The organism is Microbacterium sp. TNHR37B (assembly GCF_001620065.1).
Classification (GTDB): Bacteria; Actinomycetota; Actinomycetes; order Actinomycetales; family Microbacteriaceae; genus Microbacterium.
On record NZ_LQGV01000003.1, the window covers coordinates 756,022 to 779,532 of the forward strand.

Consider the following 23,511-nt stretch of genomic DNA (forward strand, 5'->3'; position numbering starts at 1 on the left):
AGCCGTCGGCGCCCGGTCGTCAGCACCACTTCTGGGCGATGGCCTGCACGACGGTGCGGGTGCGGTTGGTGGCGACACCGAGGCGCTTGACGACCCCCAACGGGTCGACCTGACCGTCCTGGTATCCCGGCTTCAACAGGGCATGGACGGCGCGACCGGTCACCACCATGTCTCCTTTCGCACCCGAGAACGACTCGATCTCCGCGGCCTCGTCGGCGGTGGGTTCGTGCTTCAGGAGATACACGTAGTGCCGGGCGAGGCCGGGATGGGCGCCGTTCAGGCGCTCCGCGTGTCTCGCCACCTCGGCGAACTCGGCCGTCGCGAACACGATCGTCGGCACCTCGAACCCCCGGTCGGCGGCGAACGCCCGCTCCAGCACGCTCTCGATCCTCGCCCTCGACCGCATGCGGGTGTCGAAGCGCACGTTCCCGGTGTTGATGTGGGTCTCGACGGCCTCGAAGCCCGTCCCCGCGACCACTCGCTGGATATCCGCCTTCGGGAAGACCCGTGTCGCGCCGAGGTTGATCGCGCGCAAGAACGCGAGGTGGGTCGCCATCGCCCCATTGTGGACGCCGCGCCCCGCGCGATGCCACCCCTACCCGCCTCCGAGGGGCGTCACGGCCGGGTGTGGGAGACTCGACGGATGTCCGATGTGCCCAAGTACCAGCTCCTCGTGGAGGAGTTGCGGCACCTCGTCGACACCCAGCCTGTGGGCGCTCCGGTCCCCAGCGAGCGGGTGCTCGCGGAGCGCGCGGGGGTGTCCCGCATGACGGCACGCCGCGCGCTCGACATGCTGGAACGGGACGGATACCTCCAGCGGATCGTGGGCAAGGGATCCTTCGTGTCGCGACCGGCCGTCACCCTGCCGCTGCGGCTGACCAGCTTCACGGAGGACATGCGTGCGCGGGGGCTGAAGCCCTCGTCGCGCGTGCGGGAACACGGGGTCGTCCGCGCCGATGACCAGCTGGCGGCGCACTTCGGGCTCGAGCGACACGCGGCGCTGTTCCGTCTGGTTCGCGTGAGGCTGGCCGACGACATGCCGTTCGCGATCGAGCGGACGCATCTGCGGGCGTCGGCCGTTCCCGGTATCGACCGGCTCGACCTCGCGAACGAGTCGCTCTATACGGCGCTGGAGCGAGAGTACGGACTGCGGTTCGACGGCGGCACCCAGACGATCCGTGCCGGGAGCGCCACCTCCGACGACGCCGGTCTCCTCGGCATCGAGCCGGGAGCCGCCGTGCTCGAGCTCGTCCGCACGTCGATGTCGCACGGCGAGGTCATCGAGCGCACGACCAGCATCTATCCCGGCGACCGGTTCGAGCTGTCGGCGGCGATCGCTCCGGCCAGCGCGGGCGAGCAGGTGCCCGCCAGCGCGCTGCGCCCGCGGCAGACCGAGCGGGCCCGGAGCGCGGGGTCGCCGCGCGGCGCCGAACAGTAGCGCGGCGCCGCGCGGCGAGGGGACTACAGCTCGGGGATGCGGGAGGCGAACGCCGAGAGCACAGTCGCGTTGTCGGCGTCCGTGCCGGGAACGTTCGCACTGCGCCAGCGCGGCGCGTCGGGCCACCGGTCGTAGACGCCACGCAGAACCGCCGTCCACAGCGCCGTCGTGGCCAGGCTCGACACCGGCGAGGTGACCGGCGCCTCCGCCGGCCAGGTGACGTCGCCGGGGGGCACGCGCGTGTCGAGCACGATGTCGGCGATGTCGGCGAGACGATGCCGCGCCCGCAGGGAACTGGCCGCGCTCGCCTGCCGCGAGGTGAAGGCGACCACCGTCGCTCCCGCTTCACGGGCCACTTCTGCGATCTCGACCGGATAGGGGTTGATCCCGGAGTTGGAGAAGACGATCACGGTGTCGGCGGCCGTGATGCCCGCGTTCTCGGCCACGGCGCGACCCCGGCCCGGAATGCGCTCCCCCGTCGTCGAGGCGCGCGCGCCCCGCAGCGGGAGGATCGCCTCGCTCCACAGCGGACGGACGTAGGCGAGTCCACCCGCGCGGAAGAAGGTCTCCAGGACGGCGGCCAGTGAGTGCCCGGCTCCGGCCGGGAAGAGGAGTCCCCCCTCCCGACCGGTGGCCACCACGACGTCGGCGCAGCCGGCGATCGCATCGTGGTTGGCCTCGAGCACCTCGTCGACGTAGCGGGCGAGGTCGTGCATCACAGCCAGCCCTTCTCGGCGAGCCCTTCCGACAGCCGCTCGCGCACGTGGTTCGTGTCGATGAAGCTGGTGACGGGCACCATCACGGGGGCGAGGTCACCGAGCTCGCCGAGATAGGTCGGCTGGGCGAGCACGACGTCGGGTCGCTGACCGCGCGCGGAGCTGACGTCGGTGTGGGAGATGGAGATCTCCACCCCCAGCTGGGCGAACGCCTTCTCCGCCGTCGTGCGGAGGATGAGACTCGAACCCATGCCCGCGCCACAGACCGCCAGGACGGTCAGCGGGGTCGGGCGCGCGGCGGCGCCGGCGGCCGTCGCGACGGGCGCAGCCTGAGCAGCGCTCGCCACGGCCGAGGCGGCGACGGGCGCCGGCGTGGTCATGGCGCCGGCGTCCACGACACCGGCCGCGATGCGGGAGCGCTGGCGACGACCGAGGACGATCAGCACGACAGAGGACACGGCGACGGCGATGGCGGCGATCAGCCACACGCCCCCGACTCCGAGAGGCGCGAAGAGCGACCCCAGCCCGGTGATCAGCCAGCCCACCGCGAACCAGTCCGGGTCGGCGAGCGTCGCCAGCTCCGGCGCGGTGCCGGCGTACAGCTGCCAGGAGATCCACTGTCCGAAAGCGAGGAGGACGCCGTTGAGCACGCCGCCGAAGATCGCACCCCGCCAGCCCGCGACCGCGTTGCCGAACACGCCGCCCGCGCCACCGCCGAAGAACAGCATAATCATCGGCGGAACGAGCACGAACCAGCCGGCCAGCGCGAACACGCCCATGAGCACCAGGAAGACGACGGTGGAGGCGAGGAATCCGAGCATGACCGCCGTGGGCGCCTTGGTGAAGGTCACCGGGATGTCGAGGGCCGGCTTGGCGCCCGGGAGCGCCTTCTCCGACAGGCCGCGGAAGGCGGGCACGATCTCGGCGAGGAACATCCGGACGCCGAACAGCAGGATCGCGATCCCGGCGGCGAAGCGGAGCGCCTGGAGCAGCCCCCACACCCACGGGGCGACGGTCGATCCGGCCATCTGTGCTTCGACGACCGCGTGGTCGGCGAATCCGATCGCGATGAGCATGATGACGCCGATCACGAACGCCGTCGACACGTTGATGTCCTTGAAGAAGGACAGCGACTTCGGGAGCCGCAGGTTCTCGCTGTCGTGGCGCACGGGGTCGCCCAGACGCAGCGCCTTCGCTCCGTAGCCGGCCGCCACCGCGAGCGTGGACGTCGTGTGCGCGAGGCCCACCTCGCCGTCGCCCATGACCTTGCGCATGAGCGGCTCCGTCCACAGGGGCTGGAGCGTCCAGTAGCACGCGATGATGAGGGCACCGGCGCCGGCGAGCACCCAGCGGTCCACCTCGCCGAAGGCCGCGACGAGGCTCGCCGCGATCACGACCGCCATCCAGTACATGAGGTGCCCGGTGAGGTACACGTAGCGCGCGGCGGGGAAGATGCGCACGATCACCAAGTGGACGACGAAGCCACCGGCGATGATCAACGGCACGACCGATCCCGCACCGGCGGTGAACTCCGCCAGCGAGGACGTGGCTGCCGGAGGCTCCAGGCCCATGGCGGAGGACACGATGGCCTGGAAGCTGACCAGCCCACCCACGAAGATGTCCACGCCGATGTTGAGGATGACCACGCCGATCGTGGCGCGCAAGGAACCGGCGATCACCTCCTCGACGGGCTTGCGCTGCAGCACGAGGCCGATCAGCGCGATGATGCCGATCAGGATCGCGACCTGGCTGAACAGGTTCGCGGTGATCGTCTCGACGACATCGACGACGACGTCCATGGATTCCTCGCTCTCGAAGTGGGCTATACCAATTTTTCAGATGGTATAGCCCACTTGCGGCCAGTGTCCAGCGGGAGATCCGTGGGATCTCAGATCCGGACGACTTCGGTCACCGCCAGCACGGCGGTGCCCTCCTCGACCGAGGCGTCGAGGTCGACCTCGGCACGCACACGCCAGTCGTGATCGCCCGCCGGGTCGTCGATGGTCTGCTCGACGCGCCATATGCCCGCCGAGGCATCCTCCTCGATACGGATCAACGACGGTGAGCGCGCCGCCCCTCCGGTGAGGATCTCCTCGTGCTCGTCGTAGTAGCGGTCGAGCGCTCCCGGCCAGTCGACCCCCGGATCGAGCCCGATGAGCGTCTCGTCGTCCTGGAGGGCGGCGAGCTGGATCCTCCGGAAGAGCTCGTTGCGCACGAGCACGGTGAACGCCCGACGATTGGCGAGGACGGACGGCGGCGCCGGCGGCACGACCGGCGCATCGGGCTCGGCCGCAGGGTGGACGAGACTGTTCCATTCGTCGACGAGGCTGGAGTCGACCTGCCGCACGAGCTCGCCCAGCCATTCCACGATGTCCATCAGCTCGTCCGTGCGGGCCTCCGCGGGCACCGTCTGGCGGATCGCCCGGTAGGCGTCGCTGAGGTAGCGCAGGACCAGCCCTTCGCTCCGGCCCAACTGGTAGAAGGACACGTATTCTCCGAACGACATGGCCCGTTCGAACATGTCGCGCACGACGGACTTGGGGCTGAGCGAGAAGTCCCGCACCCAGGGCTGGCTCGACGCGAACGTCTCGTAGGCCTGCGCGAGCAGATCGGCGAGTGGCTTCGGCCACGTGACCTCGTCGAGGAGGGCCATGCGTTCCTCGTACTCCACGCCGTCCTGCTTCATGGCCGCGACGGCCTCCCCCCGCGCACGGTACTCCTGCTGGTTCAGGATCGCGCGGGGGTCGTCCAGGGTCGCCTCGATCACACTGACCACGTCGAGCGCGTAGTGTCCGGTGCCGACGCCGCCACCGGCACCGTCCGAGGACGAGGGATCCAGCAGTTCGATCGCCGCGAGCGCGAACGGCGACAGCGGCTGATTCAGCGCGAAGTTGGGCTGCAGGTCGACCGTCAGGCGAATGCCGTCGGCGTCGGCCACCACGATCCCCGCCGCCACGAGAGTGCGGAAGATCGCGAGCGCGCGGCGCGCGAGCTCATACTGCCGCGGCCGCGACTGGTGGTTGTCGAAGACGAGAGAGCGGACGTTCGAGAAGACGTCGCCGCCGCGACCGATCACGTTGATGAGCATCGCCGCCGTGAGCTGCAGATGGGGCTCGAGAGGCTCCGGCGCGGCCTCCACGAGACGCGTGAAGGACCCTTCTCCCCAGTTGACGACGCCGGCCGGCGCCTTCTTGCGGACGATCTTCTTACGTTTGCTGGCGTCGCCGGCCGCTTTCGCGAGAGCGACCGCGTTCTCGATCTCCCAGTCCGGCGCCATCACCACCACCGTGCCGTGGACGTCGAAGCCCGCCCGTCCCGCCCGTCCCGCGATCTGATGGAACTCCCGCGCCGTGAGCTGGCGCATCTTGGTGCCGTCGTACTTCGCGAGGGCCGTGAGGAGCACCGTCCGGATCGGCACGTTGATGCCGACGCCCAGGGTGTCGGTGCCGCAGATCACGCGCAGGAGCCCCTTCTGCGCGAGGGTCTCGACGAGCCGTCGATACCGCGGGAGCATGCCGGCGTGGTGCACGCCGATCCCCGCTCTCACGAGTCGCGACAGCGTCTTGCCGAACCCGGTGGTGAAGCGGAAGGCTCCGATCTCGGCCGCGATCGCGTCGCGCTGCTCGCGGCTGGCGACCTTGGCGCTCGTGAGTGCCTGGGCGCGTTCGAGCGCGGCGGCCTGCGAAAAGTGCACGATGTAGACGGGCGCCTCCGACCCGCCGCCGACCGTGGGATCGAGGAGGTTCTCCAGGACGTCGTGCACCGGCCGGCGTTCGTAGGAGTAGGTGAGCGGGACCGGGCGGTCGACGCCGGTGACGAGCGCGGTCTCGCGGCCGGTGCGCCGCGAGAGATCGGCGGAGATCGCCGACACGTCGCCGAGCGTGGCCGACATGAGGAGGAACTGCGCCCGCGGCAGGGTGAGGAGCGGGACCTGCCACGCCCAGCCGCGTTCCGGGTCGCCGTAGTAGTGGAACTCGTCCATCACCACCTGGTCGACGGGAGCGTCGGGACCGAGCCGCAGCGCGAGGTTTGCGAGGATCTCCGCCGTGCAGCAGACGATCGGCGCATCGGCGTTGACGGCGGAGTCGCCGGTGACCATGCCGACGTTGTCGGCGCCGAACACGTCGACCAGGGCGAAGAACTTCTCACTCACCAGCGCCTTGATGGGCGCCGTGTAGTACGACCGTCCGCCCGCGGCGAGCGCGGCGGCGTGGGCCGCCACGGCGACCAGCGACTTGCCCGTGCCCGTCGGCGTCGCGAGGATCACGTGCGACCCCGAGACGAGCTCGATGATCGCCTCGTCCTGGGCGGGGTAGAGGGTGAGGCCCTGTGCCGTCGTCCACGCCGTCACCCCGTCGTAGACCGCCTCGGGAGCAGCTCCCGCCGGGATGGCGTCCATCAACCGTGCGGGTGCGTCCATTCCTCGAGTCTGCCCGATCGGAAACGGCGGGCGTTCCATCTCGCTGCGCGGGCTGCGGGGCCGGGTGAGGCAGGTGCCTTCTGCTTCTTGCTTGCAGTGCTTTTATGAGCTAGCTTTCGTGCATGCTGTGCCGCATCGTGACGTAGATGCGACGACGAGAGATGCCGCAGAGGCAAGGGAGCACGATGGCCACGCGACGGAACGACACCTTCGGCACCGCCGGGGTCGTCCTTCTTGTTGTCGGAGGAGCCGTCTGGGCCACCGTCCTCATCGCGGCGCTCGCGGGCGGAACGTCGCCTCTCACGATCCTCGTCGCCATCGCCCCGATCCTCATCGGAGGCTTCGTCCTGCTCGCTGCCGACCGACTCCCCCCGCGATCCGACGACCGTTAGGCGCTGGATCACCATCTCACTGACGGAGGAGGCAGAATGAGACTGAACCGTGCACTACTGGCCGGGACCATCGCAATCGTGTTCGCTGCGAACGGAGCCGCCGCACAGGCATCGGAGGTTCCCGTGGACGATCCTGCAAAAGTTGCCGAGCACGAGTCGAGCCTCCGCCGGACCGACGTGGTCGGGACCACGGTGAGGGTGCAGGACGATCTCACTCGGATGCCGACCGGGATCCCGCTGCTCAGCTACTCGCAGAAGTCCACAGCGACATTCCGGTTCCAGACGGAGTTCTTCACGACAGACAGTGACTACACGTCCTGATGGGCGGCGGCGGCCATCGCCCGCGGTCGTCGCCGCCGTCGTCACCACTCTCGCCACAACCCTGGCTGCGTGCGCCCCGGAGCCCACGGACAGGTCCACCGCGTGTGCACCCCTGATCGCTCAGGCGAACGCGTTGACGGCACCACCGGCTTCCACTGGGCAGCCAGGGGGACTCGTGGATGTGTACGACACCACCGCGCCGTCGCTCTACCGCACGAGCTGGGCAGTGCAGGCAGTCGGTTCCGAGGGGCTGCCCGAGGTCGTCGAGCGCACGAGGCTCGCCGACTTCTTCTACGGAGCCATCCTTGAGCCACAGATGATCTCCGCATCTGAGCCATACTCAGAGCTCGCCGCGATTCGCCTCGCCTGGGGAGGATTGCGTGCGCTCGGCGACAGACGATCGAGCTATGCCGTCGATGCCCTCCAACAGTACGAAGCAGACGGTCGATACGCCGAAACACCCGGGGACGAGCCGACAACCTACGCGACCTTCTTGGTTGCCGAGATTCTCCGCGGCGAAGGTTCTCCCGTCCCGCACCGGGTGAGCGAGCTGATTCTGTCCGAGCTCCCGCGCGTGATTCCACGCATTTCCATCGCACAGATGCCGGACGGGCTTCTCGTCGACCTGCGCGCCGCGGCCCTCGCGGATCCCGACGCATTGGCGGTGGCGCACCCTGAGATCGGGAGTCGCGTGTCGATGTGGATGGCAGAGGTCATCGGCGACGGGTTCGGCATCGCCCAGCTTTCTACGCTGATGGATCTTCGCGCACTGGCGGCGGTCGTCCCAGGCGATGACATCACCCTCCCGGCGGGCTACGTGGAGGGCACGCTCGAAGCCATCGATTCGGGGGCAGGTGGGGTGGATCCGCATGTCGCGGCACTTCTGCACCAGCTCGACCCGGCCAGCGAGGCGCTCCGCGCGGTGCTCGACCTCAGCGTGGGGGCGACAGCGAGGGGATGGTTGGGTGCGACCACTCCTCCGGACGTGGCATCCAATCTGCGTGGCCTCATCCTGCTCCAACTGTGCGATGCCACCGACACCGCCGCCGGCACCAGCGCCGAGGAGTACCTCAATGCACACCTTGCTGCAGCGTCGGAATGGACGACGCTGGAGTCCTACGCGGCGGCGCGACTGGAGTACGCGGGTTCGCTCTCTGCCGAACTGCGAGCGGTGGCTGCGGAACGTGTCCGGGCCAGCGTTCCCAACACACTTCAGGACCGTGCTCTGCGCGGTTGGGCGGCGAAGCAGTTCGCCGTAGCCGACGAAGCAGTCGCCGAGGAGTCCGCTCCGCGCATGGGTGCGCCACAGACCATCGTCGACCTGTCGGCTGACGCGATCATCGGAGACCGTGAAGTCGGGAACGAAGAGCTAACGCCGTTCACCCACGATGACGGCTACTCCTACGAGAGGTCCGGCGAGATATCCGACCTGTATTCGACTGCGCTGGGAGCTTGCCTGTCCCGTTCGACGGATACGGATCGGCGCAGCCTTCTGGCGGCATTCGAGGACGCTCCATACCCGGGTCATTACCGTCTCACTGCTCAGTCGCGCCCCTCCTTAGCCAGTGCGGCGCTGGCCGCAACACTGCTCTTCGCGGATGACTGCACGATGGCGCTCGCCGTGTATGGCTGAACCGGTCGATCGGGTCATCACTGATGCCACCTCCCCTCAGACGTTCACGTGAGCGAGATCCATTTCGGTGAGGCGGTCGGCGGTCTCACCGTCTTCCGCATCGACGACCACGGGTGGCTGGTGCTTCCGCACGCCGCGATCGGTCCCGCGTTCGGTGGCACGGCCTCGGTTCCGAGCTCGATGATGAGCGACGCCGGGGCTCAGCGCACCGCCTTCGCCTCGATCACGCGGCGGACCGCCTCGTCGACCAGCGCCGCGAAGTCGGGGTCGCTCTGCGCGCGGGCGAGGACGGCGTCGTACATGGAGGGGAGCACGCGCGCATCGTCGGCGACCAGCAGCAGGTCGACCCCGGCGTCGAGGGCGCGGAGGGCTCGATCCGCCGGCGCGATGTCGGTGACCGCGACGGCGTCGGAAAGGTCGTCGGACATCACCACGCCGGCGAACCCGACGTCGCCGCGCAGCACCTGTCTGACCACGACGGGTGAGAAGACGGCGGGCCGGGTGGCGTCGATCCGGTCGTAGATCGCACTGCTGACCATCACGACCGCAGGCCCCGAGGCGAGGAGTTCGCGGTAGACGTCGACATCGGGCGAGTCGGCGCCGATCTCCGTGTCGTGGACATCGGCCGTCGTGTCGGTGTTCTGCGTGACCCGCCCGAGGCCGGGGAAGTGCTTGAAGGTGGGCAGCACACCGGCCGCCCGCATCCCGTCGGCGAATGCCCCCGCCTTCGCCGCAACGGTCCGCTCGTCATACCCGTATTGGCGACCGAGTGCACCGATCGGCGCGTTGTCGAACCGTGTCGCGTGACTCGTGACGATGTCGGCCACCGGAGCGAGATTCATCGTCACCCCGGCTGCGCGCAGCTCCTCCCCCCACGACTGCGCGGAACGGGAGAGCCGGGCGGCGTCACGGTCGGCCTGGCGGATGGCGTAGGGGATGTCGGAGAACCCCGGGCCGCGGAGCACCTGCACCTCGCCGCCCTCCTGATCCGTGGCGATCCACAGCGGGATGCCCGCCGTGCTCTGCGGGTCGACGAGAGAGGTCAGATCGCCGACGAGGTCGGCCACCGGGCTGATGCCCGCCGTCGACCGACCGTGGAGGAACACGCTCCCCACGTGCCTGTCCCGGATCTCCGCCGCGACGAGATCGTCCGAGCCGTCCAGCGGCACGCCGACCATGAACAGCTGGCCCACCTTCTGCTCGAGGGACATCTGGGCCAGCGGATCGTCCTCGGAGGGCGACGGCGCGGCGGTCGGCGTGACGACGGGCGACGCGACGGTCGTCGTCGGAGTGGGGGACGAGGGTGCGGGGGTAACCGTTGGCGACGCGCACGCCGTGAGGAAGGCGACGGCGAACGCCCCGCCGACGATCAGCGCGCGGACGGCGGCCGAGCGGCGGGACGGGCGCGAACGGGCGGCGGGCACGGGACCATCCTCCTCCCTCGCGCCGCCTCCCGCCCCCGCCTCGACGTGTCGCGGAGTCGTCCTCAGATGCTCCGCTCCGGACTGTGGAGCCGCAACAGGTAGCGATCGGCCCGCGCGGGCGGTCCGTGGCGGTCCCGCCGCGAGACCACCACCGTCACCGTGGCGGCGAGGGGGATCGTCCACGCGGCGGGTTGGGCGAGGTACGGCGCCGCGATCCCCACGCCCCCCACCGCGGCGTGGACGATCAGCGCGAGGCCGCACGAGACCGCACCGGTGACCACCCCGGCCACCGCGCCGCGTGCCGTGAGACCGCGCCACCACACGCCGAGGAGCAGCAACGGCGACAGGCTCGACGCGGCGAAGACGAAGACCGTCCCGACACTGGAGACGAGCCCCGCCGGGACGGTGGCCAGCGCGACGACGAGGGGGACCAGGGCGCAGAGGGCCGCCGAGAGCCGGAAGGAACGCACCGAGCCGGAGAAGACGTCCTGGCTCACGACGCCGGCCAACGACACCACGAGCCCGGCCGAGGTGGCCAGGAAGGCCGCGAAGGCGCCCGCGACGATGAGCGCCGTCAGCAGTTCGCCGAGGGCGCCGGGGAACACCCGCGCCGGAAGGAGGAGGACGACGGTGTCGGCGGTCTCCGGGCGGGCGAGGTCCGGTGCGAGCATGCGGGCGAGTAGACCCATGCCGCTCGAGACGGCGTAGAACGCGCTCACCATCGCGATCACGAGGACGGTCGTGCGCCGTGCGGAGACGCCGTCGGGGCTCGTGTAGAAGCGGACCAGGACGTGCGGGAGGCCCATCGTTCCCAACAGGAGCGCCAGGAGGAGCGACGCCGTCTCGTACACGTCGACGCCGGCGGGTCCTGCCGCGGGAGGAAAGACGGCGGCGGTGTCGACGGGGTGCGGACCGCCGCCGACCGCGAAGCCGATCACGACCACGGGGACCAGGAGCGCCGTGAGCTTCAGCCAGTACTGGAAGGCCTGCACGAAGGTGATGGCGCGCATCCCGCCCGCGGCGACGGCGCCGCCGACCAGCACCGCGACCAGCACGGCCCCGATCCACGGCGGCAGTCCCGCGACCACCTGCAGCGTGATCCCTGCGCCGTGGAGCTGCGGCACGATGTACAGCCACCCGATGACGAGCACCACGACACTCGTCACGCGGCGGGCGAGAGTCGACTCCAGCCGAGCCTCCACGAAGTCCGGGATCGTGTACGCCCCGCTGCGTCGCAGGGGCGAGGCGACGAAGACCAGGACGAGGAGATAACCGGCGGCATACCCGATCGGGAACCAGAACCCTCGCGCACCCCCCAGCAGCACCAGGCCTGAGAGGCCGAGGAAGGTGCCCGCCGAGAGGTACTCGCCGCTGATGGCGGAGGCGTTCCACACCGGGCGGACGGTGCGGGAGGCGACGAAGAAGTCGCTCGTCGTGCGCGAAGCACGCAGTCCGTAGACGCCGATGAGGACCGTCGCGATGACCACGAGGGCGATCGCGACCAGATCCAGGACGGGGTTCACTCGCGGTCCCGCAGCGCCCGGTAGCGCTGCTCATTGCGCGCGGCACCGCGCGCGTACAGCACGGCGAAGGCGAAGATCACGGGGTAGAACGCGAACGCGTGCACCAGCCACGACAGCGGAACGCCGAGGATGACGACGTGATCCAGCTCCGGGATCGCGGCGAGAGCCACGGTGAGGGCCACCGTCACGATCACGAACCCCGCGACCGTCCCCAGGGCGAGCCGCAGCTGGGTACGCCGCAGCGCCCGGCCGTACACGGCGTCGATGTCGTCGCTCCCCTCCCCGCCGCGGGGAGCCAGCGGCCGCGACCCCGAACGCACGACAGGGCGGGTCTCCGGACCGCTCCCGGTCACCCGCACCCGGCGGGGCGTGTCTGGACTCATCGTCCCGCCCCGTCGGCGCGCCCGTGCACGAGGGCCTCTCGCACGGCCGGCAGGAGGCGCCGGCTCACGGGCAGCGAGACGGCGCCCACCGAGACGGCCGGCTCGGGTCCGCTCAACCGCGCCTCGGTGACAGCATCGGACCTGACCAGGTACGACCGGTGCACCCGCACGAAGCCCGCCTCGGCCCAGCGCTGATCCAGCTCGGAGATCGGGATGCGGACCAGGTGCCCGGCGCCCTCGTCGGTGTGCAGCCGGGAGTAGTCGCCCTGGGCCTGCACCCACCGCACGTCGCTCCGTCGCACGAAACGCACCGTCTGCCCCACCGTCACCGGCACGACCTCGTCGGCGTCGGCGTCGCCCGAGGCCGCGGACAGCTCCGCCACGCGGTCGATCGCCCGCCGCAGGCGTTCGAGCCGCACCGGCTTGAGCACGTAGTCGGCCGCGCGTACCTCGAACGCCTCGAGGGCGCGCGCATCGTCGGCCGTGACGAAGACGACCACCGGCGGCGAGGCCAGGGCGTTCATCGCCGCAGCGAGGTCGATCCCGGTGAGCCCGGGCATGTGGATGTCGAGGAAGGCCGCGTCGACGGCCCGTTCCGACAGCTGACGAAGCGCGTCGGCACCGGAGGACGCCGTGAGGATCTCACCGATCCGGGCATCCGCACGCAGCAGGTGGACGAGTTCGTCGAGCGCGGGCCGCTCGTCGTCGGCGACGAGCACGTCGATCACGGCAGCACCTCACCTCCGGCGGTCACCGTCCGTCGACATCCGTGTCGTGCCGGGGCTGCGATTTCGGGATCCGCATCCTGACCAGGGTACCGGCGCCCACCGCCGTCTCCACGACCAATCCGCCCTCCGCGCCGTACAGCTGACGCAGGCGTGTGTCGACGTTGCGCACGCCGACGTGTGCGCCGTCGACCACGCTCGTGAGGAGAGACCGCAGTCGCTCGGGATCCATCCCCACTCCGTCGTCCTCGACGGTGATCTCGGTGTGCGTGACGTCGTCGCGCGAGGCGATCCGGATGGTCCCGCCGCGCTCACCGGGCTCGAGCCCGTGACGCACCGCGTTCTCGACGATCGGCTGCACGGACAGGAACGGGATGACGGTCGCGAGCGTCTCGGGGGCGATGCGGAGCGTCACCTGCAGCCGCTCTCCGAACCGTGCCCGCTCCAGCTCCAGGTAGGAGTGGATGCTCCGGAGCTCCTCCGCGAGCGTCGTGAACTCCCCCTGCCTGCGGAACGAGTAGCGGGTGAAGTCCGCGAACTCCAGCACGAGTTCCCGCGCGCGCGGCGGATCGGTGTGCACGAAAGAGGCGATCGCGGTGAGCGCGTTGTAGATGAAGTGCGGGGAGATCTGCGCGCGGAGGGCCCGCAGCTCCGCCTCGGCGAGCGCTGCCCGCGAGGCGTCGAGCTCCCCCAGTTCCAGTTGCGCGGCGCACCAGTCCGCCACCTCGACGGCGGCGCGGACGAGCGCGGCGCGCACCGGCGAGGCGAAGGCGACGACGACGCCGACGACCTCCCCGGCGACCACGATGGGTGCCCCCACCGCTTCCCGGCCGGACTCGCCATCGCCCCCGTCGGTGCGGGCGGATACCTGGCGGCGGCCGGTGTCCCTCACTCGCTCCGCCACGCGCTCGGCGGCGGCGGTGAGCGAGGCCACATCACCCGAGCCGTCGATCGCGACGACACCCTCGGTTCCGACCAGCGCGACCGCCGTGCTGCCCAGGAGCGCACGCAGATGGTGCGCGGCGCGGGCCGCCTCCGGTGCGTCCAGTCCGCCCCGGAGGTGGGGCGCGGCGAGGCTCGCGCGGTGGAGCGCCCGGTGGGTCGCCTGTTCGGCGTCGCTGCCGAGGTCTCGCGTCCCCCGCGCCAGCCGCCGGGCGAGCAGGAGTAGCACGGTGAGCGCGACTCCGCCCGCGACACCGAGCAGTGCCGCCAGGACGACCGCATCCGTCATTCCCTCACCCTACGGACTCCCCCCGCCCGCCCGCGCCGGTGCGCGCTCCCCGTTCCCCGTTCCCGAGAGCACATGCTGTCACCGAGCGCATATGTCCCGGGTGAACACAAGGTATGCCCTCGGTGAGAGCATGTGCTCTCGGCCCTGGAACCCGAGCCGCGCCGGAGCCCGGAGTCAGCAGCAGCGGGCGCCAGAACTCCCGTTCGGTGGGTACGGGAGCGTCCGGGTGGTGCCGTCGCTGATGGGCGACGTACGTGGCGTACGCGCTGTCGCCCATCAGGCTCGACATGTACCAGCGGATCGCGCGGCCCGCCCGCGCCAGGGCCGCCGCCGCCCGCCTGCAGAACTCCGCCAGACTGGTGGTCCGCCCGGGCGCCCGCGCGCTCGTGACGGGCTCCCCGGCACGAGCGACGGCCGGAGTGGCGGAGTTCTGCAGCAGGCTCATCGGTCAGTGCCCCCGGTGGGCGAGCTCCGCCCGCTCGTCGGCGAGGATCGGCTCCCATTCCTTCTCGAGCGCCCGCTCCGCGCGCGTGGGAAGGAATCCGGCCGGAGCGAACCGCCGCGACACGACCGGCGTGTCCTCGCTGTTCTCGCCGCCACCGGCGCGGATCGCGCGGATGGTCACCACGACGGCAGCGATGATGACGACGATCGCGAGCGTCACGAAGACGATCGAGAGCGTGCCCTGCACCGCGGTGTTCCGGATGACGGCGCGGACCACCTCGGGCGCGCCGAGGCTGTCGTCACCGGCGTCCTGCGCCGCCCGGTACTTGAAGTGGTTCGCCCAGTATCCGATCGCCGGGACGGGCGAGAAGATCTTGTACAGCGAGGCGGTGATCGTCACGACGGCGGTGAAGGCCAGCGGCACGGCGATGATCCAGAGCCACTTCACGTAGCTCCGGCCGCGCTTGGCCACGATCGCGAGCACGACGGCGAGCGCGATGGCCGCCAGCAGCTGGTTGGCGATGCCGAACAGCGGGAAGAACGTGTTGATGCCGCCCAGCGGGTCGGTCACGCCGAGGATGAGGATCGTTCCCCACCCGGCCACCATGATCGCGGTGCAGATCCACACCCCCGGACGCCACGTGACGTCGCGGAACTTGGGGAACCAGGCGCCGATCGAGTCCTGCAGCATGAAGCGCGCGACACGGGTACCGGCATCGACCGCGGTGAGGATGAACAGCGCCTCGAACATGATCGCGAAGTGATACCAGAAGGCCATGAGCGCCTGCCCGCCGAGTGCCTGCTGCATGATGTGCGCGAGCCCGAGCGCGAGCGTCGGAGCACCGCCGGTGCGCGAGACGATCGATTCCTCACCGACCGCGGCGGCGGTGCCCGTGAGCATGTCGGCGGTGAGGGGCGAGCCGGTGAGGCCGAGCGAGTTCACGAACGCGACCGCGCCCTCCACAGTGCCGCCGGTGAGGGCCGCGGGGGAGTTCATCGCGAAGTAGATCCCCTGATCGATCGAGATCGCCGCCACGAGCGCCATGATCGCCACGAACGACTCCATGAGCATGCCGCCGTAGCCGATGAAGCGCGTCTGACGCTCCTTCTCGACGAGCTTGGGCGTCGTGCCCGAGGCGATGAGGGCGTGGAATCCCGAGAGCGCGCCGCAGGCGATCGTGACGAACAGGAACGGGAAGAGGGGGCCCGCGAAGACCGGACCCAGTCCGTTCTCCCCGAAGATCGTGATGGCGGGCACCGAGATCTCGGGCATGACGATCACGATCGCGCCGGCGAGCATGACGATGACGCCGATCTTCATGAAGGTCGACAGGTAGTCACGCGGAGCCAGCAGCAGCCACACCGGGAGCACCGCGGCGACGAAGCCGTAGACGATGATGCCCCAGGCGATCACCTCGCGGTCGAGGTGGAACATCGCCGCGCCCCACTCGGTGCCGGCCACCCAGCCGCCCGCGACGATCGCGAACATGAGCAGCACGAAGCCGATGATCGAGACCTCCGTCACCTTGCCGGGGCGGAGGTAGCGGAGATAGACCCCCATGAAGATGGCGATCGGGATCGTGAGGGCCACCGAGAAGACGCCCCACGGGCTCTCGCCGAGGGCGTTGACCACCACGAGGGCGAGGATCGCGACGATGATCAGCATGATCAGGAGCGAGGCGACGATCGCGGCCGTGCCACCGATCTTGCCGAGCTCCTGACGGGCCATCTGGCCGATCGTGCGACCGCCGCGGCGCATCGAGAAGAAGAGGACCGTGTAGTCCTGCACCGCGCCGGCGAGCACGACGCCGACGATGATCCAGATGGTGCCGGGGAGGTAGCCCATCTGAGCGGCGAGCACGGGTCCGACCAGGGGCCCGGCGCCGGCGATGGCGGCGAAGTGGTGGCCGTAGAGGACGCGGCGATCGGTGGGGACGTAGTCCTTGCCGTCGGAGCGGACCTCGGCGGGGGTGGCCCGTTTGTCGTTCGGGCGCGTGATGTAGCGCTCGATCACCTTCGAGTAGAAGCGGTAGCCGATGAGGTAGGTGCACACCGCCGCGAAGACGAACCAGATGGCGTTGACCGTCTCCCCGCGGACGAGGGCGAGCATCACCCACGCCACCCCGCCGAGGAGGGCGATCGCGATCCAGACGCCGATCTTCAGCGGGGTCCAGCGGGCTTCCTTCTCGTGCGCCTCTTCGGAGACGGCGGGCGGCGGAAGGGTCGGATCGGGGACGAGGTCCGGCTCGTCGGCGGTGGAGCGAGAGGGCGAAGAAGGCACGGTCATGGGGTCTCCTCGGGGGCGCGTCGTTGCGACACCTCAGGCTAGGAACCCTCTCGGGGGAGGACCACGCGCGGGGCGCCGGGCTGCGACGAGCGGCACCGGCCCCGCGACGAGCGGTGCCGCCGACGGCCGTTCCTGCGGCGACCGCGCCCCAAAAGCAGGCCCCGCCGTCGGTTCCCCCGCAGACCACGCCGACTCGAGCCGATTCAGCCTGCTTTCGGCGCGCGATGGCGGAACACCGGTCGGGCGGCTTACGTTGGAAGCAGCGACGAGAGGGGCATCGATGAGCGACGACGCCGAGGTCACGGTCGACCGCAACGACGAGAAGAACCGCTACGAGATCCATGTCGGCGACACGCTCGCCGGCTTCACCGAGTTCCGCCCCGACGCACACGGCCGCCTCGTGCTGCCGCACACCGAGATCGACCCGGCCTTCGGTGGTCGAGGACTCGGCTCCGCGCTGGTCGGCCGCGCCCTGGACGACATCGCGACGCGGGGGGAGTCGGTCGTGCCGGTGTGCCCGTTCGTCGTGAAGTACCTGAAGTCGCACGACGTCCCCGGGCTCGACGTGCAGTGGCGGCCCACCGCCGACGACGCCGGCAGCGCGAGCGTGGACATCTGAGGTGACCCGGCTCGACTCCCCCTCCGAACCCGAGACAGAGGGGGCTCTCGCGTGCGACGGCCCCCGGGCCCTGCTGCTGGAGGCCCGGGAGGTGCCGCTCGGGGGCGTCCGCGGCATGTCGGTGCATCGGAGCCTGCCGCAGCGGGCGCTGCCGATGGTCGGTGCCTGGTGCTTCCTCGACCGGTTCGGCCCGCAGACCACCACGATGCGCGTGGAACCCCATCCGCACATCGGGCTGCAGACGGTCACGTGGCCGTTCGTCGGCGAGGTGCGTCATCGCGACGCGATCGGCAGCGACGTCGTCGTCCGCCGCGGCGTGCTCAACCTCATGACCAGCGGAGCGGGGATCGCGCACTCCGAATACTCGGTCGGCGAGGGACCCGTGCCCCTCGACGCTCTGCAGCTGTGGGTGGCGCTGCCCGAGTCGCGGCGCCACGGCGAGCGCGACTTCGAACGCATCGAGGATCTGCCGGTGGTGGATCTCGGAGAGGGCTCATCGGCGTGTGTCGTGGTCGGCGAGTTCGCCGGCACGTCATCGCCCGCGCGGATGTACACGCCGATCGTCGGCGCCGAGGTCTTCCTCCCCGCCGGCACCCGGACCGTCCTGCCGCTGACACCGGCGTGGGAGTACGCGGTGGTCGGCGTGTCGGGAGCGCCCGTCGTGCAGACGCCCGACCCTCTGGCGGTGTCGGATCTGGGGCTCCTCTATCTCGGCCGCGACCGGGACTCCGTGGAGATCGTCGCCGACGAGGACGCCACCGTGTTCCTCCTCGGCGGTGAGCCGTTCGAGTCGGACATCGTCATGTGGTGGAACTTCGTCGGGCGCAGTCACGACGAGATCGTGGAGGCGCGCGAGGCGTGGGAGGCGGGCACGGAGAGGTTCGGACACGTCGTCGGGCACGGCGACGAGCGCATCCCCGCGCCGCCGCTTCCCGGCGTCCGTCTGACCCAGCGGCGACGGCGCCTCTGAACGCGACCGGGATCAGCCGTTTTGCCCGGTGATCGCCGCGCGACCGGCCCTGTGCCCGCGAGTACGCTGGAGAGGTGGCCCGAATCCCCGCCCTCTCGACGCGCGTCCTGCTGATCTGCGCCGCGATCGGTGTCGCGACGGGTGTGCTGCAGGTGGCCGCGGGAGCGGTCAGCGCGCCGGTGTCGGCCTTCGTTCCAGTGCTGTACGGCCTCGTGCTCGGCGTGCACGTCGTTCCGGGAGTGGTCGCCCAGGCACTCCTGCGTCTGCCGTGGGTGGCGCTGATCACGCATCTGCTGGCCGCCCTGGTCGCCAGTGCGTTCGCGCCGCCGTGGATCGGACGGTACCTCGGCACGGCTCTGCTCATCGGCGGGCTGCAGGAAGGCATCGCCGCGCTCACCCGCTACCGGCAGTGGCAGGCCTGGCGCTTCTTCGTCTCGGCCGTGATCGTCGGCGCCGTGATCGCGGTCGCGATCTGGTTCGCCGCCGACGTGGCCAAGTTCGCCGTGTGGGGGCAGATCCTCTACGTCGCCCTCTTCATCGTCGGTCCGGTGCTGTGGACGGCGGTCGGCCTCGCCGTGGGGTCGGGGTTGCGTCGCGCCGGGGTCGCGCGGACGGCCGCCGCGCCCGCGCGTCGCTGACGCATCCCGGATGTGCCCGTCGAGGTCGACGGTGACACCGGAGGTTAGGGCAGGCTAAGTTAGGAGATGCTGACTGACCTCTCCAGCCCTCCCGTCGTTTGGACTCCACCCGTGACCACTGCCGTCCCCGCGGCCGGCGCCGACCCGGCTTCCGAGGCCGACCCGGCGGTGTCGACGACGCGGGACGAGGCGCGTGCGGCGTCGGCGGAGATCCTCCGCGTGACCGGGGTGGGGATCTCCCACGACGGCGAGACGCGCGCGAGGCCGGCCGCCGCCACCTTCAGTCTCCGGCGCGGCGAGGTCGCCCTGCTCCTCGGACCGAGCGGATCGGGCAAGTCGACGCTCGCCCTCGCCCTCAACGGGCTCGTGCCGCAGTCGGTGCCCGCGACGGTCGACGGTGCCATCGAGGTGGACGGGTGGGACGCGCGCTCCACGCCGGTGACCACCCTCAGCCGTCACGTCGGAATGGTGTTCCAGGACCCCGACGCGCAGCTGGTCACCGGAACGGTGCTCGACGACGTCGCCTTCGGACCCGAGAACCTGCGGCTTCCCGTCGACGAGGTGCTCTCTCGCACCCGCGACGCGCTGGAGCGCGTGGGATTGTGGGAGCGCCGCGCCGACAACCCTGACCGGCTCTCGGGCGGAGGACGGCAACGCCTCGCCATCGCGTGCGCCCTCGCCATGGGCTCACCGCTCCTCGTGCTCGACGAGCCGACCGCCAACCTGGATCCCGCCGGCATCGAAGAGGTCTATGCCACCCTCGCCGAGGTCGTGGCCGCCGGGGACCGGGCCATCGTGCTGATCGAGCACAACCTCGACGCCGCCGTCGCCCTCACCGACCGCGTCGTCGCCCTCGATGCCGACGGGCGGACGGTCGCGGACGGAACCGTCGACGAGGTGCTGCGCGAGCGCGCCGCACAGTTGCACGCGCTCGGGGTCTGGCTTCCCGTCTCCACCCTCGCCGCGCTGCGCCTGCGGGAGGCGGGATGGGCGATCGATCGCCTGCCACTCACGCCCGACGAGCTCCGCGCGGCCGTGGAGTCGGCCACGCCGCCCGCGAGCGGTTCTCCCGCCGGACCGCCGGCCCCGGCTGCGCCCACGCCCGGTCCTGTCGCGCCTGGTGCTGTCGTGCCCGGTGCTGTCGTGCCCGGTGCGCCGCTGCTCACGGTGCGAGGGCTCTCGGTGCGCCGCGGACGCACCGACGTGCTCCACGACATCCACCTCGACGTCCACGCGGGCGAGTTCGTCGCGATCGTCGGCAGGAACGGGGCGGGAAAGACGACGCTGCTCCAGGCCGTCGCGGGAGTGATCCCCGTCCCCCAGCGCCGCGTCTCGATCGACGGCATCGATCCGGCACGCACCGACCTGCGGACGCTCTCCCGGCGGATCGGCTTCGTCTTCCAGAACCCCGAGCATCAGTTCATCGCGCATACGGTGTTCGACGAGCTCGCCCACGGGCTCCGGCGCCAGAAGCTCCCCGAGCCGGAGGTGCGGCGGCGCGTCGAAGAGATCCTGGAGCGTTTCGGGCTCGCCGACAAGGCGGACCAGCACCCCTTCCTCCTGTCGGGCGGGCAGAAGCGCCGCCTCTCCGTCGGCACGGCGCTCGTCGCCGGTGCTCCCGTGCTGGCCCTCGACGAGCCGACGTTCGGCCAGGACCGGGCACGCGCCGATGAGCTGCTCGCGCTGCTCCAGGAGCTGAACACCGGGGGAACGACGATCCTCGTCGTCACCCACGACATGCAGCTGGTGACGGAGTACGCCGCGCGGACGATCGTCGTCGACGCGGGCCGCATCGCCGCCGACGGCCCCACGGCCGACGTCTTCGCCGACGAGACGCTCATCCGAGGGTCGGGGCTCCGCCTCCCGCCGCTGCGTCGCGCGTTCCAGGGTTCCCGCCACGCCGCGCTCGCGCACGTGACCCGCCTCGCCGATCTGCCCGTCGGCGCAGGATCCGCGGGCTCCTCAGGGGAGGCGCGATGACGGCGACCGCCATCGACCCCTACGCGCGCGTGCACGCCCCGGGGCGCTTCCTCCACGGCCTCAATCCGCTCGGGAAGCTCCTGGCGCCCCTCCCCGCCATGATCGTGCTGGTCTTCGTCCGCGACCTCGTCACCCCGCTCGCCTTCCTCGCGCTGGCCTACCTCCTGATCCTCGTCGGCGCGCGGATGACCGTGCGGCTCGCTCTGGTGCTGACGGTCGCCGTCCCGCTCGGCATCGCCGTGCTGGGGCTCGGGATGGCGGTGTGGGCAGACCCGGCCCGCGTCGACCGTTCCGTCGCGGTGCTGAGCGTCGGCCCCTGGACCCTGTACGGCGGGGCTCTGATGATCGGGCTCGCGACCGCCCTGCGGCTGGCCGCCATCGTTGCTCTGGCCCTCGCCGCCGGTGTTACCACGAGCGGCCCCGACCTCGTCCGGGCGACGGTGCAGCAGCTGCGCGTCCCCTACCGGATCGGATACACCGCGCTGGCCGCGTTCCGCTTCGTCCCGCGGTTCGGTCACGAGCTCGACGTGATCCGGCAGGCCCACCGCGTGCGCGGATCCCACGGCGGGCGTGGCCCGTTCGCTGCGCTGGCGCGGTGGTGGGGATACCTCGTTCCGCTCCTGGCCGGTGCGATCCGCCACGCCGAGCGGGTCGCCCTCGCGATGGATGCCCGCGCCTTCGGCGCCTACCCCGACCGCACCGAGCGGCACCTCGTGCCGTTCCGCCGCCGTGACGTCGTCTACGTGGCGGCGATGTGGGTGGTGTCGGCGGCGATCCTCCTCGCCTTCTTCCCGTGGGTGCTTGCCTGACGGCTCACCGCACACCGCCGCATCGACGAAAGGACCCCGATGGCCCGCTACAGCAGCCTGGTCAAGCCGGCCTCCCCCGAGCTTCTCCACCTGAAGGTGGTGCGCACCGAGCGCCTGAGCGCGCACTGGATGCGGATCACGTTCGGCGAGGGCGACATCGCGCGATTCCGTCCGATGGGCTTCGATCAGTGGTTCCGGCTGTTCCTTCCGCTCGGCGGCGACGAAGGGCTGGAGCGGATCCCTGCGAAGGCGAACAAGATCTTCGGCTACCTCAAGTACCTGCGGATCCCGGAGGGCGTGCGCCCGGTGATGCGGAACTACACGGTGCGCGCCTACCGTGCCGCGGGGCCGAGCGGCGGAGCGGAGATCGACGTCGACTTCGTGCTGCACGGCTCGGGTCCGACGGCGGGACCCGCCTCCCGCTGGGCGCAGGCAGCCACCCCCGGAGAGTCGGTCGTGATCATCGACGAGGGCCTGGGCTTCAACCCCGATCGCGGCGTCGACCGCGTCGTGCTGGTCGCCGACGAGACGGGCGCTCCCGCCGTCGCGGGCGTGTGCGCGTCTCTCCCGTCCACGGCGACCGGCGTCGCCATCATCGAAGCACCCTCGGCCGATGACGTGCTGCCGTTCCCGGCGCCGAGCGGGATCGAGGTGCGCTGGATCGTCCGGGAGCCGGAAGCCAAGCCCGGGTCGGCGGCCCTCGCGGCGCTGCGGGCGCTGTCGTTGCCCGACGCCCCGTTCCACGCCTTCATCGTCGGCGAGCAGTCCCTGCCGACGGCCGCCCGGCGTTACCTCGTCGGCGAGCGCGGCGTCGACAAGAGCGCCGTCAGCTTCGTCGGCTACTGGCGCGTGGGAGCCTCCTCCCCCACCCCGAAATCCCACACCCCCGTCACCGAGGAGAGCCACGGATGAGTCGCGTCTCGACGGCCTACCTGCTCACCTGCGCCGCGATCGGCGTCGCCGGAGGTGCGCTGCTGGCCGGGGCCTGGGTGGTGTCGGTCGTGCTGTTCGCCACCGCGCCGTTCGCCTCCATCGCGATCGCGGGCGTCTGGGTGCTGCCCGCCGTGATCGCCCTGCGGCTCCTGCAGCGGCCGTTCGCGGGGCTTCTCGTGGGGCTCATCTCGGGCCTCGTGCTGTCGCCGTTCTACACCTTCGGGGCGATCGCGACGACGCTGTTCTGGTCGTTCTTCCCCGAGCTTCCCTTCCTCGTCACGCTCTACCGTCGGTGGGCCACCTGGATGCACTACGCCGGGGCGGTTGCGATCGGCATCGCGTATCCGCTGTTCGCGGCGCAGTCGTTCGACCTGTGGACCATGGCGCCCGGGCTCCTCATCGCCTTCTTCGTCCTGTGCACGGCCAGCTGCGTGGCAGGCACGTGGGTCGGCATCCTCGTCGCCGACCGCCTCCGCCGCGCCGGGGTCGCTCGCCTCGCCCGCCGGCGCCCCGCCCCCGTCCCCTGACGCCGAGTGTCCACGACGCGCCGTGTCGCCCGGGCGCGGCGCGTGCTTCGTGGACACTCGGCGCGGGGGGAGGGGAAGCCACTGTGAGACGTCTCAGT

The 23,511-nt window shown here is 70.9% G+C and carries 22 protein-coding genes; 11 read left to right on the forward strand and 11 right to left on the reverse strand.

All coding sequences use genetic code 11. From position 1 onward, the window contains the following. Positions 1-19: 19 nt before the first annotated feature. Positions 20-556 carry a DUF1697 domain-containing protein gene (locus AVP41_RS11575; RefSeq protein ID WP_067164468.1) on the reverse strand — a complete coding sequence of 179 codons (537 nt, stop codon included), beginning with the start codon at positions 554-556 and terminating at the stop codon, positions 20-22. Between the two features lie 87 nt (positions 557-643). Between AVP41_RS11575 and AVP41_RS11580 the strand changes: the two genes are divergently transcribed. Beyond that, entirely contained in the window at positions 644-1,438 is a 795-nt protein-coding gene (locus tag AVP41_RS11580) for a GntR family transcriptional regulator (RefSeq protein WP_067164470.1), read from the forward strand. Between the two features lie 23 nt (positions 1,439-1,461). Here AVP41_RS11580 and AVP41_RS11585 read toward each other — a convergent pair whose 3' ends face one another. The 3 genes from AVP41_RS11585 to AVP41_RS11595 all read right to left on the reverse strand — a co-directional run bounded on the left by AVP41_RS11585 (position 1,462) and on the right by AVP41_RS11595 (position 6,574). After that, positions 1,462-2,154, reverse strand: coding sequence for a sugar isomerase domain-containing protein (locus AVP41_RS11585; RefSeq protein ID WP_067164472.1), 693 nt, complete (start codon positions 2,152-2,154; stop codon positions 1,462-1,464). Next, positions 2,154-3,953 carry a PTS transporter subunit IIC gene (locus AVP41_RS11590; RefSeq protein WP_082829177.1) on the reverse strand — a complete coding sequence of 600 codons (1,800 nt, stop codon included), beginning with the start codon at positions 3,951-3,953 and terminating at the stop codon, positions 2,154-2,156. The genes AVP41_RS11585 and AVP41_RS11590 overlap by 1 nt, the downstream gene beginning before the upstream one ends. A gap of 89 nt (positions 3,954-4,042) precedes the next feature. Then, positions 4,043-6,574 (reverse strand): DEAD/DEAH box helicase, encoded by a 2,532-nt coding sequence (locus AVP41_RS11595; RefSeq protein WP_067164474.1) that lies wholly within the window; start codon positions 6,572-6,574, stop codon positions 4,043-4,045. A 185-nt stretch (positions 6,575-6,759) separates the two neighbouring features. Between AVP41_RS11595 and AVP41_RS11600 the strand changes: the two genes are divergently transcribed. The 3 genes from AVP41_RS11600 (at position 6,760) to AVP41_RS11610 (ending at position 8,920) form a co-directional block, all read left to right on the forward strand. Further along, on the forward strand, positions 6,760-6,966 hold the full coding sequence (locus AVP41_RS11600) for a hypothetical protein (RefSeq protein WP_067164477.1): 207 nt from the start codon (positions 6,760-6,762) through the stop codon (positions 6,964-6,966). A gap of 36 nt (positions 6,967-7,002) precedes the next feature. After that, complete coding sequence (locus tag AVP41_RS11605) at positions 7,003-7,287, forward strand: hypothetical protein (RefSeq protein ID WP_067164479.1); 285 nt, start codon at positions 7,003-7,005, stop codon at positions 7,285-7,287. Positions 7,288-7,462: 175 nt separating this feature from the next. After that, positions 7,463-8,920: a hypothetical protein gene (locus AVP41_RS11610; RefSeq protein WP_157532470.1), complete on the forward strand. Its 1,458-nt coding sequence runs from the start codon at positions 7,463-7,465 to the stop codon at positions 8,918-8,920. 200 nt (positions 8,921-9,120) lie between these two features. Here the strand turns inward: AVP41_RS11610 and AVP41_RS11615 are convergent, their stop codons facing one another. The 7 genes from AVP41_RS11615 to AVP41_RS11640 form a co-directional block, all read right to left on the reverse strand. Continuing rightward, the gene (locus tag AVP41_RS11615; protein ID WP_082829178.1) at positions 9,121-10,344 is read right to left on the reverse strand and encodes a glycoside hydrolase family 3 N-terminal domain-containing protein; all 1,224 of its coding nucleotides are present in this window, start codon (positions 10,342-10,344) and stop codon (positions 9,121-9,123) included. A 62-nt stretch (positions 10,345-10,406) separates the two neighbouring features. Then, positions 10,407-11,867 carry a sodium/solute symporter gene (locus AVP41_RS11620; protein ID WP_067164484.1) on the reverse strand — a complete coding sequence of 487 codons (1,461 nt, stop codon included), beginning with the start codon at positions 11,865-11,867 and terminating at the stop codon, positions 10,407-10,409. Next, on the reverse strand, positions 11,864-12,250 hold the full coding sequence (locus tag AVP41_RS11625) for a heavy metal transporter (protein ID WP_067164486.1): 387 nt from the start codon (positions 12,248-12,250) through the stop codon (positions 11,864-11,866). Before AVP41_RS11625 ends, AVP41_RS11620 begins: the two co-directional genes overlap by 4 nt. Continuing rightward, on the reverse strand, positions 12,247-12,978 hold the full coding sequence (locus tag AVP41_RS11630) for a LytR/AlgR family response regulator transcription factor (protein ID WP_067164488.1): 732 nt from the start codon (positions 12,976-12,978) through the stop codon (positions 12,247-12,249). Before AVP41_RS11630 ends, AVP41_RS11625 begins: the two co-directional genes overlap by 4 nt. 22 nt (positions 12,979-13,000) lie before the next feature. Continuing rightward, positions 13,001-14,206: a sensor histidine kinase gene (locus AVP41_RS11635; RefSeq protein ID WP_067164490.1), complete on the reverse strand. Its 1,206-nt coding sequence runs from the start codon at positions 14,204-14,206 to the stop codon at positions 13,001-13,003. Between the two features lie 4 nt (positions 14,207-14,210). Then, positions 14,211-14,651, reverse strand: coding sequence for a YbdD/YjiX family protein (locus tag AVP41_RS17060; RefSeq protein WP_082829179.1), 441 nt, complete (start codon positions 14,649-14,651; stop codon positions 14,211-14,213). Between the two features lie 3 nt (positions 14,652-14,654). Next, positions 14,655-16,937, reverse strand: a complete 2,283-nt coding sequence (locus AVP41_RS11640) for a carbon starvation CstA family protein (RefSeq protein WP_067164492.1) — start codon at positions 16,935-16,937, stop codon at positions 14,655-14,657. A gap of 280 nt (positions 16,938-17,217) precedes the next feature. Between AVP41_RS11640 and AVP41_RS11645 the strand changes: the two genes are divergently transcribed. The 7 genes from AVP41_RS11645 (at position 17,218) to AVP41_RS11675 (ending at position 23,413) form a co-directional block, all read left to right on the forward strand. Further along, positions 17,218-17,556, forward strand: coding sequence for a GNAT family N-acetyltransferase (locus AVP41_RS11645; protein ID WP_067164494.1), 339 nt, complete (start codon positions 17,218-17,220; stop codon positions 17,554-17,556). Between the two features lies 1 nt (position 17,557). After that, positions 17,558-18,526: a pirin family protein gene (locus AVP41_RS11650; RefSeq protein ID WP_067164496.1), complete on the forward strand. Its 969-nt coding sequence runs from the start codon at positions 17,558-17,560 to the stop codon at positions 18,524-18,526. 74 nt (positions 18,527-18,600) lie between these two features. Beyond that, entirely contained in the window at positions 18,601-19,164 is a 564-nt protein-coding gene (locus AVP41_RS11655; protein WP_067164498.1) for an ECF transporter S component, read from the forward strand. Between the two features lie 111 nt (positions 19,165-19,275). Continuing rightward, complete coding sequence (locus AVP41_RS11660; protein WP_442922791.1) at positions 19,276-21,144, forward strand: ABC transporter ATP-binding protein; 1,869 nt, start codon at positions 19,276-19,278, stop codon at positions 21,142-21,144. Then, positions 21,141-21,953, forward strand: coding sequence for an energy-coupling factor transporter transmembrane component T family protein (locus AVP41_RS11665; protein ID WP_067164501.1), 813 nt, complete (start codon positions 21,141-21,143; stop codon positions 21,951-21,953). Before AVP41_RS11660 ends, AVP41_RS11665 begins: the two co-directional genes overlap by 4 nt. 39 nt (positions 21,954-21,992) lie before the next feature. Then, entirely contained in the window at positions 21,993-22,865 is an 873-nt protein-coding gene (locus tag AVP41_RS11670) for a siderophore-interacting protein (RefSeq protein WP_067164503.1), read from the forward strand. Continuing rightward, positions 22,862-23,413: an ECF transporter S component gene (locus AVP41_RS11675; RefSeq protein WP_067164505.1), complete on the forward strand. Its 552-nt coding sequence runs from the start codon at positions 22,862-22,864 to the stop codon at positions 23,411-23,413. The genes AVP41_RS11670 and AVP41_RS11675 overlap by 4 nt, the downstream gene beginning before the upstream one ends. The last annotated feature ends 98 nt before the right edge of the window (positions 23,414-23,511 follow it).

Coding starts and splice junctions, on each gene's coding strand:
- AVP41_RS11640 (WP_067164492.1), bottom strand. CDS start 16,937: ATGACCGTGCCTTCTTCGCCCTCTCGCTCCACCGCCGACGAGCCGGAC.
- AVP41_RS11575 (WP_067164468.1), bottom strand. CDS start 556: ATGGCGACCCACCTCGCGTTCTTGCGCGCGATCAACCTCGGCGCGACA.
- AVP41_RS11645 (WP_067164494.1), top strand. CDS start 17,218: ATGAGCGACGACGCCGAGGTCACGGTCGACCGCAACGACGAGAAGAAC.
- AVP41_RS11600 (WP_067164477.1), top strand. CDS start 6,760: ATGGCCACGCGACGGAACGACACCTTCGGCACCGCCGGGGTCGTCCTT.
- AVP41_RS11590 (WP_082829177.1), bottom strand. CDS start 3,953: ATGGACGTCGTCGTCGATGTCGTCGAGACGATCACCGCGAACCTGTTC.
- AVP41_RS11585 (WP_067164472.1), bottom strand. CDS start 2,154: ATGCACGACCTCGCCCGCTACGTCGACGAGGTGCTCGAGGCCAACCAC.
- AVP41_RS11665 (WP_067164501.1), top strand. CDS start 21,141: ATGACGGCGACCGCCATCGACCCCTACGCGCGCGTGCACGCCCCGGGG.
- AVP41_RS11595 (WP_067164474.1), bottom strand. CDS start 6,574: ATGGACGCACCCGCACGGTTGATGGACGCCATCCCGGCGGGAGCTGCT.
- AVP41_RS11605 (WP_067164479.1), top strand. CDS start 7,003: ATGAGACTGAACCGTGCACTACTGGCCGGGACCATCGCAATCGTGTTC.
- AVP41_RS11670 (WP_067164503.1), top strand. CDS start 21,993: ATGGCCCGCTACAGCAGCCTGGTCAAGCCGGCCTCCCCCGAGCTTCTC.
- AVP41_RS17060 (WP_082829179.1), bottom strand. CDS start 14,651: ATGAGCCTGCTGCAGAACTCCGCCACTCCGGCCGTCGCTCGTGCCGGG.
- AVP41_RS11625 (WP_067164486.1), bottom strand. CDS start 12,250: ATGAGTCCAGACACGCCCCGCCGGGTGCGGGTGACCGGGAGCGGTCCG.
- AVP41_RS11635 (WP_067164490.1), bottom strand. CDS start 14,206: ATGACGGATGCGGTCGTCCTGGCGGCACTGCTCGGTGTCGCGGGCGGA.
- AVP41_RS11580 (WP_067164470.1), top strand. CDS start 644: ATGTCCGATGTGCCCAAGTACCAGCTCCTCGTGGAGGAGTTGCGGCAC.
- AVP41_RS11675 (WP_067164505.1), top strand. CDS start 22,862: ATGAGTCGCGTCTCGACGGCCTACCTGCTCACCTGCGCCGCGATCGGC.